Here is a 16,126-nt window from a genome sequence, read left to right on the forward strand (position 1 = left end):
GAGTTCNCCNGTAAGNCGNACNCCGACNACCTCGGGNAGCTTCATCGTGATGGGCTGGCCGAGCATGGCGGCCTCGGCTTCGATGCCGCCGACGCCCCAACCGACGACGCCGATGCCGCCGATCATCGGCGTGTGGCTGTCCGTGCCGACAAGCGTGTCGGGCAGGAGCCAGTTCTCACCGTTCCGCTCGCGGGCGTGAACGACCTGCCCGAGGTATTCGAGGTTCACCTGGTGAACGATACCGGTGCCCGGCGGGACGACGCGGAAGTCGTCGAAGGCCTGCTGAGCCCACTTGAGCGCGCGATAGCGTTCGCCGTTGCGCTCGTACTCCAGCTCGACGTTCTTCTCGTAGGCATCCTCGGAGCCGAAATAGTCGACCTGGACGCTGTGGTCGATCACGAGGTCAATTGGAATCTCTGGCTCGACGATCGCGGGCTCCTTGCCTTTCCGGTCAACCGCTGATCGGAGCGCAGCGAGGTCGACGACGGCAGGGACACCGGTGAGGTCCTGCAAGACGACCCGCGAGGGTGTGAACGGGAGTTCGACATCTGGGACGGCAGGTTGCCACGACGCGACGTTTCGAACGTCCTCGGCGGAGATCGTGTCACCGTCGACGTTCCGGAGGACGGATTCGAGGAGGACACGGATGCTGACCGGGAGACGGTCCAGTTCACAGAGTCCCGCCTCTTCGAGGGCGGTGAGGTCCGCCATCCGATAGGCATCTCCGTCGAACTCGAACTCGCGTATCGCGTCGAAAGGATCGGTTTCGGCCATACCCTGAGCTACGCCGACCCGACTCTTGAATCGTTTCCCGTAAGCCATCGGCTAGGCTGGACCGATTCGCTCCTTGGACCCAATCAGCAGTGAGACGCCCCGGTCACAGAATCCGGTCGAGTGCATCTGTAATCGAGGGAGATTCGACGATTCGGAGCCCTTGAACAGCCACGTCCGTCGGTTCGCTTGCCGGGATGATTAGCTCCCGTGCGCCGACTGCCCGCGCCGCGCGCGCTTTCGTCTCGATCCCGCCGACGGGGAGCAACGCGCCCTCGTCGTCGACGATTCCCGTCATGAGCGTCTCCTGTGAGAGCGACTGCTGGCGGAGGCTAGCAACGAGTGCGACGGTAAGCCCGGCCTCCCAGCTCTTCCCGCGGAGTGCAAGCACGCCGGACGAGGGGGGCTCGAACGTGATGTGCGTCGCCATGTTGGTGAGCGACTCTCCGGTGAGACGTGTGGCCGTCTCCCTCGCTTCTCGGAGCGAGAGCTGGAGGTCGTGACGGACTTCGATTCCGTTCAGGTTGACGAACAGCTCACCGTCCCCGTCGGTGAAATCGAACTCGAACGGGACGACGAGCCCGTCGCCCGAGCCGTCGACCGCTGGAAGATAGTAGCGTGTTGTCGCGGGAAGCGTGGCTCCACCCGCAAGCGTCGCCAGCGACTGAAATCCTTCTCCCGCTCGCGTGAGACCGAGAACCACCCCAGCGCCGCCGACGCCCCCCAGGCCGAGTCCTGCGAGGAACCCTCGCCGTGACAGAATCGTCTCTTCCACCCGTCCTACAACGTCTCTTTCCGTATCGGACGGGCGAGAGACGGACGCGGAGTCATCGGTGGGCATAGCAGTATGGTGCGTGGCTACGCTGGGGTTTGCGTGTTACTATGTAACACGGGTGCAGTAATAAATGCTCTTCGTGTACGCGTTTCGAACGGGTACGCCTATTTCGGTCGCGCACCGACGGATAGACACAGTCTCATCACCACTCATGACGCTCCAGTATCGGTCGTTGGTCGGGCTCGTGGGCGTGAGCAGCGTCGTGACCGGGGTCGGCGTGTGGATCGCCTACCAGTTCGAACTTCTCTTGCTCGGAGTGACGACCCTCGCGACCTGGACACTTCTGGTCGGACTCGTCGAGGAGGCATTCGTCCGGTTCGTCCCATTGATACTCGTCTTCTACGGCTGGAGTTACCGTCGGGGGACGCTCCTCTCGAAGACCGAGGGGTTGCTCGCGACCGTGGCCTCCGGGCTGACCGTTGCGCTCCTCGAACTCGTGCTCAAACTCGAGTACCTGTCGCGGCTGGAGGCGACAGTCCGGTTCGACTCGCTCGTGCTCCCGCTGGTGTTCGTCCACCTGCCGTTCGCGTTACTCGCCGGGCGGTTCGCGTACGCACTCGGCGAGCGGATTCACGGCTCCGACGACATCGGGTTCCCATCACTCTCTCGGCGAACCCTGGCGGCACTCGTGCTCGGGTATCTCGCACTTTCGCTCGCCCACGTCGGGTACAATCTTCTCATCTGAGAGCCGCTCGAACAGAGGGAAGAACTGAAAGACCGACAATCACCACACCCTGGATTAGGTGGGGATACTGCAACCGTTTCCCGAATCCGATGACGGCCCCTTCGACGAGGACCCAGACGACGAGCGCGACGCCGACGGCGATGGCCGCCGGCCACGCCCATCGTTTTCGACGGAAGAGGCCGTACACGACGACCAGCGGGAACACACCGAGGATACTGAAGAGGATGACCCCGGGAACCAGATAGCTATCGAACGGGGAACCAGCCAGAAGCGTCGGCGAGATTCCAATAAGACGCCCCGAGGGAGCGAGGATGAACTGGCCGCCGCCGGCGAGTCCCGACACGCCGAGCACACCAATCGTCGCGATGAGTGCCCAGAGCGCGAGTGGTCGATCTTGGTGCTGTGTTGAAATACCCATCCGTCGACGCTCCTCCGTCCTGATGAGAAGTGCTTGCTACGGTGGGAAAGCTATGTGGGTCTACTGGCTGTCCTCTTCGTGGTCGTCGCCGAGTGCCGTCCGAATCATCCCATTGAGTTCTTCGAGCTTCTCGCGGACGCGCTCGGGCTTGTCGGCCGGCGGCTCTTCGAGTGCGACCTGCTCGTGGGGGTCCGGCTCACCGACGATGACGCTACCGATCATCCCGAGGCTCTCGTGGGGCGTACAGTAGTAGTGGTAGACACCCTCGGTCTCGAAGGTGTGTTCGAACGTCGCACCCTGCTCGGAGACGATGCCGCTGTCCCAGGCCGCTGCGCCGTCGGGGACGAGCTGGGGCTGGTCGTTGTCGGGGTGGTAGGCGGTCGTCGAGTGACTCCCACTCTCGTTGTTCCAGGTGACCGTTCCCCCGACGTTCACCCGCACGACGTGGGGCTCGAAGTGGTAGCCACCGTCCTCGGTAATCATCCGCACCTCGGCCGTATCGGACGGTGCCCCGACTGCTTCGTCGTGGTCATCCTCGTCGTCGCTGTGACCGGACTCCGTGCCGCCGTCGTCGTGGCCAGTCTCAGTCGGCGTGCCGTTTGCCGCTCCGCCATCGTTGTTCTGCGTTCCAGTGCACCCGGCAAGCCCAACGACTGCCGCACCGCCAGTCAGCTGGAGCATCCGTCGACGCGTGAGTGAATCGGTCATGGCATCGGTCACCTTACAGGTGAACCTACACGGTCTGGGCATATAGTCCGGAAAGCAGATTTGCTGGGTCAGCAAATCGGCGTTCCTTTATATACCCACCCACAACAACACGGATTGTGAGTGAGGAGCGAGACATCTCGGGGATTCTCGAAATCCTTGACGACGACTATGCACGCGCCATCCTCGAGGCGACTCGCCCAAAACAGCTGTCCGCCAAGGAACTCAGCGAAGAGTGTGACATGTCAGTCTCGACAGTTTCCAGACGGGTCAACACGTTACTGGAGTACGATCTGCTTATCGAGCGAACGCACGTTGATCCCGACGGTCATCATTACAGCGAATACGAAGCCCAACTCGACCGCGTCGAGGTCCAGCTCCTCGAATCAGGATTCGACATCCGTATCGAACTTCGAGAAGACGCGCCCGACAGATTTGCTCGGTTGTGGAACACAATGAGGAACGAATAACCATGCACCCCGGACTCATCGTCGCAAAGCTCGTCACAATGGTTCTGGGATTCGTGATCGCCTATCAGGCCTATCGAGGGTACCGACGTAGCAACAGTCAATCGATGCTGTACCTCGCGGTCGGGTTCGCCATTATCAGCTTCGGCGCGATCGTCGAAGGAATCTTGTTCGACGTGGTTGGCCTGACCTTACATAATGCGGGAACGGTGGCAACAACCATCGTCGCGATTGGTATGCTCACGATCCTCTACGCTCTATACGGACGTGACCCGCAGAAACTGGAGAACTGACTAATGGTGGATACGACAACAGCCGTTCTCGTGGCCGTCCGCCTGGCTGTCCTTGCCCTCGGTATTCTGATCACGTACTACAGTTTCGAGGCTTATCGACGAACGGGGACGTACTATATGAGAAACGCTGCAATCGGATTCGGGATCATCACCCTCGGTGTGTTCATCGAAGGAGTACTGTTCGAGTTCGGGGGGCTCGATCTCGCTTTCGTCCATATCATCGAATCGGTCGCCATCGGTCTCGGATTCGTGGTGCTTCTCATCTCGCTTCGCCAGTAGCTCGAGCCACGGCTATACTCCTCGAATGGTTAAAATGAACTCATCTGAGTTCCGGAGATCCTGTTCGGTCACACTTCCGAGGAGCCGTCGTGAAAGGCCGGATCGTCCGTGTGTTCCCATCACGACGAGGTCGATTCCGTGTTGATCCAGTATTTCCTTATTGCCTGATGAGGAACAGCGTGAGTGATCTCAGCAACGACTGAAACATCGTCGGCAGCTGCCCGGGACTGGACATTTTCGACGACAGTCTCTCCGTTTTGCTCCAATACTTGCTGCAGTTTGTCCCACGTCCATTCCGGACGAGACGCGTAGGCACTCTATCCACAATGTAGGGGGCATGAGGTGTCGGATCGTACGTCCGAGCCAAATCAAGAGCGTGAGTGACTGATGATCGTCGAGCCACGCCGCAAGGTCGCGGGCGTTCCCACTGTGTCGGTCCATCCGGACGGGGAGCGTCTTCGTTCCGCGAAGGACGAGGAAGCACGCGAACGGGTCCGGTGTCGCTCCCACGCTGTTCTGGTAGAACCCCAACTGCTCGTCCAGACCTTCGTCGTCCGTGACCAGGGCGCCGCCGACGACATCGGAGTGTTCGCCGAGGTACTTCGTCAACGAATGAGCGACGATATCTGCGCCTAACTCTAATGGGCGCTGGAGATACGGTGTCGCGAATGTGTTGTCCACGGTACAGAGAGCGCCGTACTCGTGTACGATTTCGGCGGTCTCCGCGATATCGACGCCCTACATAAGTGGATTCGTCGGCGTCTCGAGCCACACGACTTCCGTCGCCGAGGAGACCGCCTCTCGGACTGCGTCGCGGTCGGTCGTGTCGACGAAGTCGAACGTGAGGTCGTAATCCTCGTAGACCTGCGTGAATAGCCGATGGGTCCCGCCGTAGACGTCTTCGCCGACCACGACGTGATCGCCTGCTTCGAGCAGATTCAGGACCGTGTTGATCGCGGCCATCCCGCTGGCGAACGCCCGCCTGTACGCTCCGTTTTCGAGGCTGGCGAGATTCGCTTCCAGTGCCGCTCACGTCGGGTTGTCGGTTCGCGAGTACTCGTAGCCACGGTGATCGCCGGGCGCGTCCTGGGCGAACGTCGAGGAGGCGTAGATGGGCGTCATGACTGCGCCGGTATCCGAGTCCGGGCGCTGGCCTGCGTGGATCGCCCGCGTGTCGAACCGGCCAGCATCGTGCGTCTCGTCTCTCTGGTCGTCGCTCATGCTTTCCCCTCCCAGGCCTCGAAGGAACCGTAGATGTTCTTCGAGAGGTACCGTTCGCTGCCATCGGGAAACACCGTAACGACAGCCGGTGCCGGGAGATCGAGTTCACCAGCCGCGGCCTCTTCGGCGACCTCGCGTGCAGCGACGCTCGCCGCACCAGAACTGGAGCCGACAAGATGCCCCTCTTCAGCGGCGAGACGAGTCACTCCGGCGTGTGCGTCCCGGTCGCTAACCGTCCGAATGTCGTCAATAGCGTCTGGATCGAGCAGCCCGGTCACGTCCGGGTCGTGTGTGCCGATGCCTTTGGTCTTGTATGGTGCCTCTTCGCGTTCTCGGTTCAGGAGTTCGCCAAACGTCGAACCGGAGGGCTCGACGGCTACGACGTGGACGTCGGGGACACGCTCACGCACGGCCCGGGTGACGCCCATCAGCGTCCCGCTGGAACCGACGCCCGCAACGATTGTGCCGACGTGCTCGCCGAGCGTATCGAGGATCTCCCAGCCCGTCGTCTCGTAGTGGGCCTCGACGTTCAACGGCGTCGCAAACTGCTGTGGGACGACGGCATCGTCGCGCCGGTCGGTAATCTCGTGGGGCGTTTCGGCAGCCTCCCCCATCCCCGCATCACCGGAGATGTGAACGATCTCCGCACCGAGCGCGGCCATCAGTCGTTCTTTCTCCTTGCTGAATCCGCGGGGAACGACGAAGACCGTCTCGAGGCCGAGTCGAGTGGCGGCGATCGCCATTCCGATGCCGGTGTTTCCGGCTGTCGGTTCGACAATCGTGCCGCCGGGAGAGATGTCGCCGCGTTCGAGGATGTGCTTGCCGATTCGGTCTTTCACGCTGCCGCCGGGGTTGAACATCTCCAGCTTCGCGTAGACGGACACGTCGCTGGGCGTCGCGTCGAGTTCGACGATCGGGGTGTTGCCGATTGTTTCGAGGAGCGATGCGTCGGAGTCGGTGTAACGAGTCAGGTCTCTGGGTCGTGTGGTGGGCAATCTGTGGACGGTACGCGTCGTATCTCCGTGACCATCTCGACACGTCGCTCGGGGAAACCGAAATCGAGGACGTGACGGATCTCAAGCGCCAACACGAGATTCCATCGGATCTACAGAGCTGTCACACACTCGTCCTCGATGAGTACGTCGTCGAAGGACATGTTCCTGCCGAGGTTATCGCGACGATGCTCGATGAAGAGCCGGCGATTGACGGCATCGCGTTGCCCGGTATGCCGTCCGGATCGCCGGGGATGGGCGGGACGAAGTCCAATACATTCACCGTCTACAAACTCGGCGGCGGAAAGACAGGTGACGTGTACACCGAAATCTGAACAGAGAAGACCTGGTCAAGATACTTTGGGACGGCAGTCCACACCCAGAACGATGATTCGACGACTCCTCCACGATCCCGGGTATGTGCTCGCGTACGTACTTTTCCTCGGTGCGAATACGCCAGAATCGGTCGTCACCCGTCTTCGCATTGCGTATCGCCTTGTCGGTGTCCGGATCGTCGAGACGCCACAGGTCGATTCGGTCGAGCGGACGATCTTCCTGTGCCGTACCGAAATCTGGGCACCACCTGGTACGGGGAGAAGTGGATCTGTCACGACATCCTCGACCGCGTCGACGACGGTTACGTGACGTATCTCCGACGGCACAAAGGAATCGACTACCAGCGTCCTCGCGGGTGTACCGACCTCGCGTACTGCGACGAATCCGAGTACTGCTATTCAGAGGTTTTCGAACTCGAGTAGGTGACCGATGGATCAGAGTACTCTACGCAACCGAGTCACCGACCAGTTCTCCTACCGCGGCGAGCGAGCCGATATCTGGCGGATCTTCGATCTCCTGCTCGACACTGACGAGTTCCTCAATCTCGGCTACTCGGAGTGGTACCAGCCACATATTGTCGGCTCGAGTCAGCGTCGCCTCGTCACGGAAGTCGGCTCGAGGGTCGTATCGCACCTACCTGCAACGGAGGGAGTACGACTTCTCGATGTCGGCTGCGGTCGGGGTGGTCCAGCGCTCCATCTCGCCGATCGGTTCGGCTTCAACGCCACTGGTGTCGACCTCGTTCCGTACAACATCCAGATGGCAACCGAGAACGCACGGGGTATGCACCTCGATTCCGAGTTCGTCGTTGGCGACGCGACACAACTCCCGTTCACCAGGGACTCGTTTACCGCGTGTACTGCAATCGACGCGCTTGTATACCTCCCCGACCGAAACCGCGTTTTCGCTACAGTCGCAGATACCCTCGTACCCGATGGGGTTTTCGTAGTCTCCGATCTCGTGACACAATCCGACGCGATTGAAACGGAACGGAGATTAGTCGATTCATTTTCGGATGCGTGGGATATGCCGCCGTTAGGTACTGTTGAAGGATACAAAGCCGCTCTCGACGATACCAGCTATGAGCTCAAAGCGGTCGAAGATATCACGAAACACAGCGTCGGACGCTTCCGAAAGTGGACGACGCTGTACCTCCAGCTACTCACGAGCCCGCTCCGGGCACTCATTGAACGACTGTTGGGAACGTATGATCTCGATCCCGCAGCGATTACTGAGCAGGTGAGGAAGGCTCACCACGCGCTGCCGTTCCTGCGGCACGTTATCTTCGTTGCGGAAATAGAGGCCACTTGACTGCTACTCACACGACGTGAAAGAATCGAATCGTCATGTCGACGCTTGAGCATCCTCCGGACTTGGATGGACCTGCGGGATCTTCATCGCCCGTGATTGTCGGTGTTGGATCGTGACCCATAGATTTAGAATTGGTCCAGACTCTAGTATTTATAAAAACACGGATAGGAATCCATTGGTATGCTCGGACGATAGTTCGGTATTGTGAGGTACTAATCCTTGATTCCGGGGTCGGACAAGCCAAACTATGCAGCACGGCTCAAATCGCTCAATATCTCGACTTTGGAGTACTAAGAACAAATTGCTTGATTTAGGCCCTCGTACGTATGATGTGGGGTGAAACCGAATGGCAACTGACCCAGTCTGTGGAATGGACATCGATGAAAAGGATGCGGCGGCCACAGCTGAGTACGACGGTCAAACGTACTACTTCTGTGCCGAGGGCTGCAAGGAGACGTTCACCTTGACACCGGAGGATTACGTCTAACCGTCACACCCCACACCTGCGTCGTAGCTCCCCCCACACCCACCCCCATTCACCCGATCCCCCCACCCCCATTCCGCCTTTCGATGACCCAACCAGAACTTGACGACACGGATCGCGAAATCCTCCGTCTTTTAGCGAAGAACGCGAGACGACCATACAGTACTATTGCTGAGGCAGTAAATCTTTCAGCCCCGTCGGTTTCAGCACGCGTCCGTCAACTGGAGCAAGAAGGTGTCATTCGTCGATTCACCGTTGATCTCGACCTCACACAGTACGAAAACCGGATACACGTCATGGTACGCCTCCAGCCTGAGTTCGGAAAGACGGATTCTCTTCGAGAATCGATCCTCGAGACCCCATCCGTAGAACACGTATTCACAACTGCGGAGGGCGAAATCGTAGCTGTTGCGACGCCGTCGCGGACTACAGTCGGAAACTGGGCACAGCAATATCTACCACTGACTGACGTGCGGCGATACGACGTACAACTGCTGTCGAGCACTGCTCACTCAGCGTATGCCGAGGGGACAGAATCCGCACTCAAATGTGCAAATTGCGGAACCACTGTCGGTGAAGACGGACTAGCCACCCGTGTCGGTGGTTCACTCCAGCAGTTTTGCAGTGAGAACTGTGAAACAACGTATAGGGAACAGTATACAGAAAGTCAAGAGAAATCTGATGCTTAGAGTCTAGCATTAGCTGTGTACTCAATCCCTGATTACTCACGAGTTTGCTGCTAATAGTTTGGATTTGAAACAGTAATCGTAGTGAATTAGGAGCGTGTGTATACACCTATGGAAGCGTCCACAACCACCACAGGAGAAGCTACAAGCAACAAGGTACTCGTCCGTGCTAATGAGATTGAAAAAACGTACGGATCGAGTTTTCCATTTACGCGGTCAGTGACCGTCCTCACCGATGCCGATCTCGAAATTCGGACGGGGGAAATCGTCGGGATCGTCGGCGCGAACGGGTCGGGCAAATCCACGCTCATGAACATCCTCGTCGGTGTCCTCGAACAGGATTCCGGAACAGTCGAACGGACGGGAACCGTTGGCTGGTGTCCACAGGAACCACTGCTTTACGACCGCTTGACGGTCGGAGAGACGTTCCGACTGTTCGGTTCCGGATACGGAATGACCGCCGAAGAAATCGACGAGGCCAAACACCGCTTGGCGTCGAAACTCGATTTCGAGCAGTACCTTGACTACCGAATCGACCAACTCAGCGGTGGTAACCGGCAGAAAATCAATCTCAGTATCGCCCTGATGCACAACCCGGACGTCCTCATGCTGGACGAGCCCTACACTGGATTCGACTGGGAGACGTATCTCACGTTCTGGGATCTCGCAGAGGAACTCGCTGCTGACGGAACAGCTGTCACGATGATTTCACACCTGATCGAGGAACAAAGTCGTCTCGACCGCATCTACGAGGTTCGTGACGGACAAGTCTACGACGTGACTGATCAAGAAGCCGAGACTGATGCAACGGCCAGTGAACGGGGGGAAGCGACCGATGAATAGGGTTCGAACAGGGATTCGATCGAACGTCTCCACCTTCCTCAGAACCCCCCTGGATGTCGTCTTAGCACTCCTACTTCCGGTTGTCGTTATCGAAGGCTGGGGACAAGCGATGGCGGGGTTGCCAACTATGCCGACAGTTGAGGCGATTCCGATCGATCTGGGTCGCCTCCTCGGAGCGATATTCGGGATCGCTATCATCGCCGGCCTGATGGGACTCACCCAGATGATCAGTGCGCGTACAGCCGATCGTCGGCTCGTCCAGACGGGCTATCCACCTCGGACATTGCTTGCGACTCGATTAGCGACGCTCGGAGGGGTCACGGTCGTCGTGGCTGCCGTGAACTACGGCGTGCTTTGGCTGACAATTTCACCGGAAGCCCCTGTCCTGACGTTCGTATTCCTCGTCCTTGCTGGCCTCGTCTATGCGTTTCTCGGCGCACTCGTCGGTGCGCTCCTTCCACGACTGTTCGAAGGCTCGCTCGTCGTGGTGTTCCTCGCGATGATGGATGCGTTCCTCAGTGGCGACAGCCCGCTGGCTGCTGACATTCCTGAGTTCGTGGAATACTTCCCGCTCTATCATCCGAAGGAACTCCTTCAGGAGGCGATGTTCCAGGGCACATATACGACAGGTAATCTCGGCTTCGTTGCCGGATACCTGTTGGTCTTGCTCGTACTCGTCACCGTAGTGTTCGGAATGACGATGCGCACCAGTGGGGGGTGGTCCGCATGAACCGCACGACAACGGCGTTCTCAATCGGTATCAAAGAACAGGTGCGAAACTACGTCCTCGTCGCTCTGCTGGTCGTCTTACCGGTCTCGTTCATCACGTTGGCGTTCGCAGTCACCCAAAATGTCGAGATGCCGGTTCGAACGCTCGTCGACGGTGAGACGGTGACGGTGATGCGGGGAATGCCGGAGGTCCACGGCGTGATTATGACGCCGATTACGAGTGCTCTCATCGCCGGACTCGCCGGGTTGTTCCTGATGCGAGAAGCCAAAGACACGGACGGTCGTCTGGCAGTCGCGGGCTATCGTGCACGACAGGTAATCGCTGCCCGGTTTGGGGTTCTCGCAGCAATTACTCTCATCGTCACCGGTGTCTCAGTTGGTGTGATGCGCGTCGATTTCCAGCCCGAGTATCTCTGGTGGTTCGTCGCAGCGATGCTCGTCGTCTCGCTCACGTATGGCCTCATCGGGATGCTCGTCGGGGCCGTCTTCAACCGCCTAGCCGGGATGTGGCTAATGCTGATTCTCCCGATGCTCGATATCGGACTGTTTCAGGATCCGCTGTTCATTCAATCTGAACCTGATTGGTGGATGAAACTCTTTCCGGGCTATTGGCCAGTCCGTGTAATGGTCGATACCGGACTCACAACCGACGTAGATACGGCTCTCTCGTTGGTGTGGGCTACTGGATATCTTCTCCTCGTAGCCGTGCTCGCAATTGGTATATATTACAGAGTCACGCAGGCGAGTTGATCACAAGAGAGATCAGTCATAAATAGAACAAAACAGGTCACGGGATCGTTCTGAAATCAAAGGTATCGGTGAGGACGGTATTCTCTAATCCCCGAATCACTTGACCCCGATCAGTTCACCCTCTCACGGTGGCAATCAGTTGGAGAAGTCCTCATCAGTAGCATCTAATCGCTCACGGCGGCGTCTATACTCCTCCTCGTCAATTTCGCCCCTGGCATAGCGGTTCTGGAGCGTTTTTCTGGCTGAGTCGTCGGTAGCCGATCGAGGAGAATTTTGGTTTCCAAGCCAGTAGAGCCCCCCACCGAGAACGCCCAGCATTCCGAGTACACCACCAACAGCTGGTAGCCCTCCAACTCCTCCGTTGCGGCCACTCATCATTCCAGAACCACCTCGTCCCATCATTCCACCACCAGTATTCCCGCTTCTATCGCTGCTTGAGCCGTAGGCGACTGTACCCTGGTCAACAATCGTCTCACTCGATGGGACCTCACCATCCGGGATTGGACCCTCCTCTGCCGGTCCGCTAGGACTGCCAACCACTATCCGTCCGACCATCCCAATCGACTTGTGCGGGATGCAGTAGTAATCATACGTCCCTGGCGTTTCGAACGTATATTCGAAGCTCCCGTCTGAGATCGTCCCACTATCGAAGGCGGAAGCGCCCTCCGGAATACGATCTGCGTACGCCGTAGCGGAATGTGCCCCCGCTGCGAGTTCAAATTGAACGGTTGTCCCGGGATCAACACGTAGGCCGATTGGGTCGAAATAATTGTTTCCCATCTCCACGATGGGCGTCTCCTGTGCGTTCGCTGACTGAGCAAAGCCGGTGCCGGCGACCGCGCTGGCACCGACAATGCCTAAGAATTGACGTCGGCTGTGATGTGTCATGTGGTCTGTATCATTCGTCAGGGGGTAGCTACGCGCGATACTGGTACGAAGACTTCGGACGTGACTCACTCCGAACTTGTCGCTTGTTCCCATTACTACTCATAACCATATGCTGAATCGAGCACACCATTTCGATGTAACGGAACGATGCTGCCGAACGGTTGGTTTCGATACCCTCGAGTCGATCCGCAGGTGTTCAAACGGGTGAAACGCGGTTTGGGTAGTGGTCACTCTGATTGTTCGAGCTTTTCTCGTCGGGCTTCGAACTCTTCGTCCGTGAGATCGCCACGAGCGTACGCCAGACGGAGCTCTTCCATCGCGGGATTATGAGACGTCTGTGTCTCGCTCATCTGCCGAAAGATAAGATATCCACCGCCCAGAAGCGCAAGGAGGAAGATGAGCGGGACGAGCATACCGATGAAGGGCCACCAACCACCTGTGGTACCGTACTGGCCCATCATTCCTCCGTATCCCATCATCCCTCCGAACCCCATACCCATTGTGAGCAAGGGAAGGAGGATGAACGCTCCGAGGACGATGAGCAGTATCGTCGTCGTATCCAGTTGATCCGATGATGCCATCAGAGATCAGGCCTCCGATACGGGTTCAAACTCGTCTGTTACGGCTGCCAGTACGCGGTCGAATCGTTCGCTGACCTCGGTCGCGATGGAGTCAAGTGCATCGTTGTCAGCAATCCCGACTAGCTGTTCCGGATCGACCGCACTCACCACGATGACGCCGTCATCAGTCTCATAGACGATGACGTTACAGGGCAAGAGCGCACCGAGTTCAGTTTCTGCACTCAACCCTTCGTATGCCAGCGGGGGATTGCACGCACCGAGGATGCGATACTGGCGGAACTCCTCGCCGAGTTTCTCCTTGAGCGTCGCCTGAATGTCGATGTCACAGAGAACACCGAATCCCTCGTTTTTGAGCGCGGCATTTGTTGCGTCGACGATATCGTCGAACTCTCCATCAATCTTGGTTTGTATTGTGTATTTCATGTAATACTGTATTCTTTTTACGGACTTAAGGGTTCGGTCCCGTCGCCCCAACTGGCAGACGAGAATTTTTCTCGACGATGCTCCTTCTATTTCGGTCATGGGCACTACTCGAGTTGCTTTCGTCGACGGTCGAACTCTTCATCGGAGAGTTCACCGCGAGCGTAACGCTCACGGAGAATCGCAAGCGGCCGACTATCACTCCTCTCAGAATCTCTGTTGAGGAGTGAGTAGACGAGATAGAGCGGGACGACGATCAGGAGCCCCATCCAAAGGAAGCTCCAGAGGCCCATTCCACCGCTGAAGACCCCCCAACCGCCGCTACCCATCATACCGCCGCCGTAGCCTCCACCACCGTGAGCTGCTGCGGTGCCCGTAACTGCAATCAACAGCGGAAGTGTAAGCATTGCGATTCGACGAATCGTCCGCCCGAGAGTGTTGGTGTAGTGTGTCATTGTGATCGGTGAGTCAGTAAGTCGAATATCGATCGTTTCAGACGAGGACCCGAACAGGGATCGTTAGCAGCCGTACCCCTGTCCGTTCATCCCCGTAGCGGTGTGATTGTCATCCGCCATATCCTGGGCCATCTCGTCGACGGTCACGCCCATGTGCGCTTCCATCTCGTCAACGGCATTCGGGCCCATGTAGTCGGTCATGTGACCTTCCATCCAGGCCGCCCAGTCTGCTGCACTACCACCGGCTGGCGTCCCTTCAGCTGCCGTCTCGTTCCCCTGGATCGGTTCGTCACCGTGTGCGCTAACTACCGGGGCGGCAAACGCGAGTCCGACAATCGCGAGCGCCACGAGCAGCCATCGTCCGAGGTTTCGGTTGGTCATTGTCTTTCGCCTCACGTAGTCATACGGTGGGTTCGGAGTTATCTTCGTGGGAGTGAACTCAAACAGGAGAGCGTTCAAGAACGTCTATAACGCCATCTAAACGTTTTCTACTGACGGGATCGTTCATACCTGCCGAATTCGAGGGGATCAGAGGAATGGTGAGAGCAAAGGGGATCCGTCGAGACTGTTCACCTCATTGCGGCGATCCAGACAATAACCACGGTTCAGGCGGCGAGGGAGGCTCGGGTATTGCTAACCACGAACGAGATGGGTCAGTTCCCTCGGAACTGGTGATACTGCCTCGTGAGTGCCTGACGATGGTAGAGGATTCCAATCGTCACGAGAAACAGAACGGTCGCAATCTCGTAGCCATACGCACCAAGCAATAGCATCGTTGAAGAACCACTTAGTCCGCCTGCAAGTAGAACAGCAAACAACGGACTAACGCAGGCAGGACACGCTACAATCCCGACAATTCCTCCGACCGCCGACTGCGAGAAATCAAGCAACGCATCATAGACGAGATACGCCAGCGCGAACAGGCCAACCGATTGGTAAGGAATGAGCGAGACCGTGATCAGGTCACCTGTATAGATGAAGACCGGACTCCACCCCAAAGATCGACCCCACATTATTCCGAAGCCGTTTGGTCCAGTGAGCTGTCCGAAATGAGAGGTGCTCGGTCCAAGTAATCCTGAAAAATAAAACATCACGATGAGGTATAGAGCAACGACAAGTGCGGCACCAAGACGATACACGCGACGTGTCGTCTCAGGTCGGGTGTGCCAGATCGCCCAGAGTGAGGCGGTGAACCAAATGAACGGAAGGACGAAATGGGTCCACCGACTCCCCATATCTCCTGTGAAAAATGCATACACCAGCCCGGCAATCAACTGTGCGGCGAGGAGGAGATTCAGCCACGTACTTGACTTGAGAAGTCGGCTCACATGATCGCTTTCGAGTGTTGCTTGTGGCATGATGGGGTAGTGTGTGTATGAAGTTCTAGGTTTGTTGGTTCTGTAGATCATCACTCGGATACACGCGATAGGTCCGACCCTGTCGTTCCCGATACAGCAGCCCGCGCTCCTCGAGTGAACTCACAGTCTGGCTCACTTTACTCTTCGAGAACTCAGATCGATCCCGAAGTTCGATCTGCGTTATTCCGGGGGAGTTCAAGACGGGTTCGAGAACGCGTCGTTCATCATCCGGTAAGAGATCGAGAACGCGTGCTTGTGGGTCCGATTCAGGATTGATAGACGTCGCCGGCGAGGCTTCATCGTCCATCGACGTAGCCGTTGCCGATATCTGTACGGAATCGACAGGCGTCGTTGTGTCAGCCACTTCTGGATCGGTGAGTTCTCCCCGGACCACGTAATAGACGCTACCGATAACGCCAGCGACCAGCAGGGTTCCAACCACGTACCAGAGGGGGTCTGTGCCGTGCATCGTCCCCATAGATGAACCCATCATCGACCCCATCGATTGCTCGATAGCCCGACGCTGTTGATAGGCTCGCCAACTGAGTACCCCGCCGGCCAGGAGAACGAACCCGACAAGTACACCGACGACAGTATCTGCTCGACGGCGATTCATATG

At 57.9% G+C, this 16,126-nt stretch carries 25 protein-coding genes and 1 pseudogene; 12 read left to right on the top strand and 14 right to left on the bottom strand.

Going from position 1 to position 16,126, the window contains the following annotated elements; translation table 11 throughout:
- Both EGH24_RS12470 and EGH24_RS12475 read right to left on the bottom strand, forming a co-directional pair.
- The coding region (locus EGH24_RS12470) for an aconitase family protein (protein ID WP_246057991.1) at positions 1 to 774 on the bottom strand (774 nt) is incomplete at its 3' end.
- Between the two features lie 103 nt (positions 775 to 877).
- Positions 878 to 1,546, bottom strand: coding sequence for a S16 family serine protease (locus EGH24_RS12475; protein ID WP_185903323.1), 669 nt, complete (start codon positions 1,544 to 1,546; stop codon positions 878 to 880).
- Positions 1,547 to 1,676: 130 nt separating this feature from the next.
- On the opposite strand from EGH24_RS12475, the gene EGH24_RS12480 reads away from it, so the two are divergent.
- The gene (locus EGH24_RS12480) at positions 1,677 to 2,291 is read left to right on the top strand and encodes a hypothetical protein (protein ID WP_246057993.1); all 615 of its coding nucleotides are present in this window, start codon (positions 1,677 to 1,679) and stop codon (positions 2,289 to 2,291) included.
- Here the strand turns inward: EGH24_RS12480 and EGH24_RS12485 are convergent.
- Both EGH24_RS12485 and EGH24_RS12490 read right to left on the bottom strand, forming a co-directional pair.
- A complete protein-coding gene (locus tag EGH24_RS12485) occupies positions 2,284 to 2,709 on the bottom strand; it encodes a hypothetical protein (protein WP_142980475.1) in 426 nt (141 codons plus the stop codon). The two genes, EGH24_RS12480 and EGH24_RS12485, sit on opposite strands and share 8 nt — an antisense overlap.
- A 60-nt stretch (positions 2,710 to 2,769) precedes the next feature.
- Entirely contained in the window at positions 2,770 to 3,417 is a 648-nt protein-coding gene (locus EGH24_RS12490) for a plastocyanin/azurin family copper-binding protein (RefSeq protein ID WP_142980476.1), read from the bottom strand.
- Positions 3,418 to 3,533: 116 nt separating this feature from the next.
- On the opposite strand from EGH24_RS12490, the gene EGH24_RS12495 reads away from it, so the two are divergent.
- From EGH24_RS12495 to EGH24_RS12505, 3 genes are read left to right on the top strand one after another with little or no spacing between them, the layout of a single operon-like run.
- Positions 3,534 to 3,884, top strand: a complete 351-nt coding sequence (locus tag EGH24_RS12495) for a winged helix-turn-helix domain-containing protein (protein ID WP_142980477.1) — start codon at positions 3,534 to 3,536, stop codon at positions 3,882 to 3,884.
- Positions 3,885 to 3,886: 2 nt separating this feature from the next.
- Positions 3,887 to 4,174 (top strand): DUF7521 family protein, encoded by a 288-nt coding sequence (locus EGH24_RS12500; protein WP_142980478.1) that lies wholly within the window; start codon positions 3,887 to 3,889, stop codon positions 4,172 to 4,174.
- A 3-nt stretch (positions 4,175 to 4,177) separates the two neighbouring features.
- Entirely contained in the window at positions 4,178 to 4,453 is a 276-nt protein-coding gene (locus tag EGH24_RS12505; protein WP_142980479.1) for a DUF7521 family protein, read from the top strand.
- Between the two features lie 12 nt (positions 4,454 to 4,465).
- Here EGH24_RS12505 and EGH24_RS15640 read toward each other — a convergent pair whose 3' ends face one another.
- From EGH24_RS15640 to EGH24_RS12520, 3 genes and pseudogenes are all read right to left on the bottom strand, one after another.
- Positions 4,466 to 4,606: a universal stress protein gene (locus EGH24_RS15640; RefSeq protein WP_394348377.1), complete on the bottom strand. Its 141-nt coding sequence runs from the start codon at positions 4,604 to 4,606 to the stop codon at positions 4,466 to 4,468.
- Positions 4,607 to 4,810: 204 nt separating this feature from the next.
- Positions 4,811 to 5,674, bottom strand: a pseudogene (locus EGH24_RS12515) (PLP-dependent transferase); the annotation flags it as partial.
- Positions 5,671 to 6,645, bottom strand: coding sequence for a PLP-dependent cysteine synthase family protein (locus EGH24_RS12520; RefSeq protein ID WP_142980530.1), 975 nt, complete (start codon positions 6,643 to 6,645; stop codon positions 5,671 to 5,673). The gene EGH24_RS12520 and the pseudogene EGH24_RS12515, both read right to left, overlap by 4 nt.
- Positions 6,646 to 6,656: 11 nt before the next feature.
- Between EGH24_RS12520 and EGH24_RS12525 the strand changes: the two genes are divergently transcribed.
- From EGH24_RS12525 to EGH24_RS12560, 8 genes are all read left to right on the top strand, one after another.
- Positions 6,657 to 7,001: a DUF411 domain-containing protein gene (locus tag EGH24_RS12525; protein ID WP_246057994.1), complete on the top strand. Its 345-nt coding sequence runs from the start codon at positions 6,657 to 6,659 to the stop codon at positions 6,999 to 7,001.
- Between the two features lie 222 nt (positions 7,002 to 7,223).
- On the top strand, positions 7,224 to 7,424 hold the full coding sequence (locus tag EGH24_RS15915; protein ID WP_394348376.1) for a hypothetical protein: 201 nt from the start codon (positions 7,224 to 7,226) through the stop codon (positions 7,422 to 7,424).
- Between the two features lie 7 nt (positions 7,425 to 7,431).
- Positions 7,432 to 8,313, top strand: coding sequence for a class I SAM-dependent methyltransferase (locus EGH24_RS12535; RefSeq protein ID WP_142980481.1), 882 nt, complete (start codon positions 7,432 to 7,434; stop codon positions 8,311 to 8,313).
- Between the two features lie 346 nt (positions 8,314 to 8,659).
- Positions 8,660 to 8,800, top strand: coding sequence for a YHS domain-containing protein (locus EGH24_RS12540; protein ID WP_142980482.1), 141 nt, complete (start codon positions 8,660 to 8,662; stop codon positions 8,798 to 8,800).
- An 83-nt stretch (positions 8,801 to 8,883) separates the two neighbouring features.
- Positions 8,884 to 9,486 carry a winged helix-turn-helix transcriptional regulator gene (locus EGH24_RS12545; RefSeq protein ID WP_142980483.1) on the top strand — a complete coding sequence of 201 codons (603 nt, stop codon included), beginning with the start codon at positions 8,884 to 8,886 and terminating at the stop codon, positions 9,484 to 9,486.
- 216 nt (positions 9,487 to 9,702) lie between these two features.
- On the top strand, positions 9,703 to 10,326 hold the full coding sequence (locus tag EGH24_RS12550; RefSeq protein WP_142980484.1) for an ABC transporter ATP-binding protein: 624 nt from the start codon (positions 9,703 to 9,705) through the stop codon (positions 10,324 to 10,326).
- Positions 10,327 to 10,453: 127 nt separating this feature from the next.
- The gene (locus EGH24_RS12555) at positions 10,454 to 11,056 is read left to right on the top strand and encodes an ABC transporter permease (RefSeq protein WP_241659229.1); all 603 of its coding nucleotides are present in this window, start codon (positions 10,454 to 10,456) and stop codon (positions 11,054 to 11,056) included.
- The gene (locus tag EGH24_RS12560) at positions 11,053 to 11,805 is read left to right on the top strand and encodes an ABC transporter permease (RefSeq protein ID WP_142980486.1); all 753 of its coding nucleotides are present in this window, start codon (positions 11,053 to 11,055) and stop codon (positions 11,803 to 11,805) included. Before EGH24_RS12555 ends, EGH24_RS12560 begins: the two co-directional genes overlap by 4 nt.
- 135 nt (positions 11,806 to 11,940) lie before the next feature.
- Here the strand turns inward: EGH24_RS12560 and EGH24_RS12565 are convergent, their stop codons facing one another.
- The 7 genes from EGH24_RS12565 to EGH24_RS12595 all read right to left on the bottom strand — a co-directional run bounded on the left by EGH24_RS12565 (position 11,941) and on the right by EGH24_RS12595 (position 16,123).
- On the bottom strand, positions 11,941 to 12,786 hold the full coding sequence (locus EGH24_RS12565; RefSeq protein ID WP_246057995.1) for a plastocyanin/azurin family copper-binding protein: 846 nt from the start codon (positions 12,784 to 12,786) through the stop codon (positions 11,941 to 11,943).
- Positions 12,787 to 12,920: 134 nt separating this feature from the next.
- A complete protein-coding gene (locus EGH24_RS12570; RefSeq protein ID WP_004048653.1) occupies positions 12,921 to 13,274 on the bottom strand; it encodes an SHOCT domain-containing protein in 354 nt (117 codons plus the stop codon).
- Between the two features lie 6 nt (positions 13,275 to 13,280).
- Entirely contained in the window at positions 13,281 to 13,697 is a 417-nt protein-coding gene (locus tag EGH24_RS12575; protein ID WP_142980487.1) for a DUF302 domain-containing protein, read from the bottom strand.
- A 104-nt stretch (positions 13,698 to 13,801) separates the two neighbouring features.
- Complete coding sequence (locus tag EGH24_RS12580; protein WP_142980488.1) at positions 13,802 to 14,149, bottom strand: SHOCT domain-containing protein; 348 nt, start codon at positions 14,147 to 14,149, stop codon at positions 13,802 to 13,804.
- 63 nt (positions 14,150 to 14,212) lie between these two features.
- The gene (locus EGH24_RS12585; protein WP_142980489.1) at positions 14,213 to 14,530 is read right to left on the bottom strand and encodes a hypothetical protein; all 318 of its coding nucleotides are present in this window, start codon (positions 14,528 to 14,530) and stop codon (positions 14,213 to 14,215) included.
- 272 nt (positions 14,531 to 14,802) lie between these two features.
- Positions 14,803 to 15,507, bottom strand: coding sequence for a DUF7546 family protein (locus tag EGH24_RS12590; RefSeq protein WP_142980490.1), 705 nt, complete (start codon positions 15,505 to 15,507; stop codon positions 14,803 to 14,805).
- 25 nt (positions 15,508 to 15,532) lie between these two features.
- Positions 15,533 to 16,123 carry a helix-turn-helix transcriptional regulator gene (locus tag EGH24_RS12595; RefSeq protein WP_142980491.1) on the bottom strand — a complete coding sequence of 197 codons (591 nt, stop codon included), beginning with the start codon at positions 16,121 to 16,123 and terminating at the stop codon, positions 15,533 to 15,535.
- Between the last annotated feature and the right edge of the window lie 3 nt (positions 16,124 to 16,126).

The organism is Halonotius terrestris, from assembly GCF_006861665.1.
Lineage (GTDB): Archaea > Halobacteriota > Halobacteria > Halobacteriales > Haloferacaceae > Halonotius > Halonotius terrestris.

Coding starts and splice junctions, on each gene's coding strand:
- EGH24_RS12570 (WP_004048653.1), bottom strand. CDS start 13,274: ATGGCATCATCGGATCAACTGGATACGACGACGATACTGCTCATCGTC.
- EGH24_RS12500 (WP_142980478.1), top strand. CDS start 3,887: ATGCACCCCGGACTCATCGTCGCAAAGCTCGTCACAATGGTTCTGGGA.
- EGH24_RS12490 (WP_142980476.1), bottom strand. CDS start 3,417: ATGACCGATTCACTCACGCGTCGACGGATGCTCCAGCTGACTGGCGGT.
- EGH24_RS12540 (WP_142980482.1), top strand. CDS start 8,660: ATGGCAACTGACCCAGTCTGTGGAATGGACATCGATGAAAAGGATGCG.
- EGH24_RS12485 (WP_142980475.1), bottom strand. CDS start 2,709: ATGGGTATTTCAACACAGCACCAAGATCGACCACTCGCGCTCTGGGCA.
- EGH24_RS12535 (WP_142980481.1), top strand. CDS start 7,432: ATGGATCAGAGTACTCTACGCAACCGAGTCACCGACCAGTTCTCCTAC.
- EGH24_RS12585 (WP_142980489.1), bottom strand. CDS start 14,530: ATGACCAACCGAAACCTCGGACGATGGCTGCTCGTGGCGCTCGCGATT.
- EGH24_RS12480 (WP_246057993.1), top strand. CDS start 1,677: ATGCTCTTCGTGTACGCGTTTCGAACGGGTACGCCTATTTCGGTCGCG.
- EGH24_RS12555 (WP_241659229.1), top strand. CDS start 10,454: ATGCCGACAGTTGAGGCGATTCCGATCGATCTGGGTCGCCTCCTCGGA.
- EGH24_RS12545 (WP_142980483.1), top strand. CDS start 8,884: ATGACCCAACCAGAACTTGACGACACGGATCGCGAAATCCTCCGTCTT.
- EGH24_RS12560 (WP_142980486.1), top strand. CDS start 11,053: ATGAACCGCACGACAACGGCGTTCTCAATCGGTATCAAAGAACAGGTG.
- EGH24_RS12590 (WP_142980490.1), bottom strand. CDS start 15,507: ATGCCACAAGCAACACTCGAAAGCGATCATGTGAGCCGACTTCTCAAG.
- EGH24_RS12575 (WP_142980487.1), bottom strand. CDS start 13,697: ATGAAATACACAATACAAACCAAGATTGATGGAGAGTTCGACGATATC.
- EGH24_RS12595 (WP_142980491.1), bottom strand. CDS start 16,123: ATGAATCGCCGTCGAGCAGATACTGTCGTCGGTGTACTTGTCGGGTTC.
- EGH24_RS12505 (WP_142980479.1), top strand. CDS start 4,178: ATGGTGGATACGACAACAGCCGTTCTCGTGGCCGTCCGCCTGGCTGTC.
- EGH24_RS12580 (WP_142980488.1), bottom strand. CDS start 14,149: ATGACACACTACACCAACACTCTCGGGCGGACGATTCGTCGAATCGCA.
- EGH24_RS12565 (WP_246057995.1), bottom strand. CDS start 12,786: ATGGGAACAAGCGACAAGTTCGGAGTGAGTCACGTCCGAAGTCTTCGT.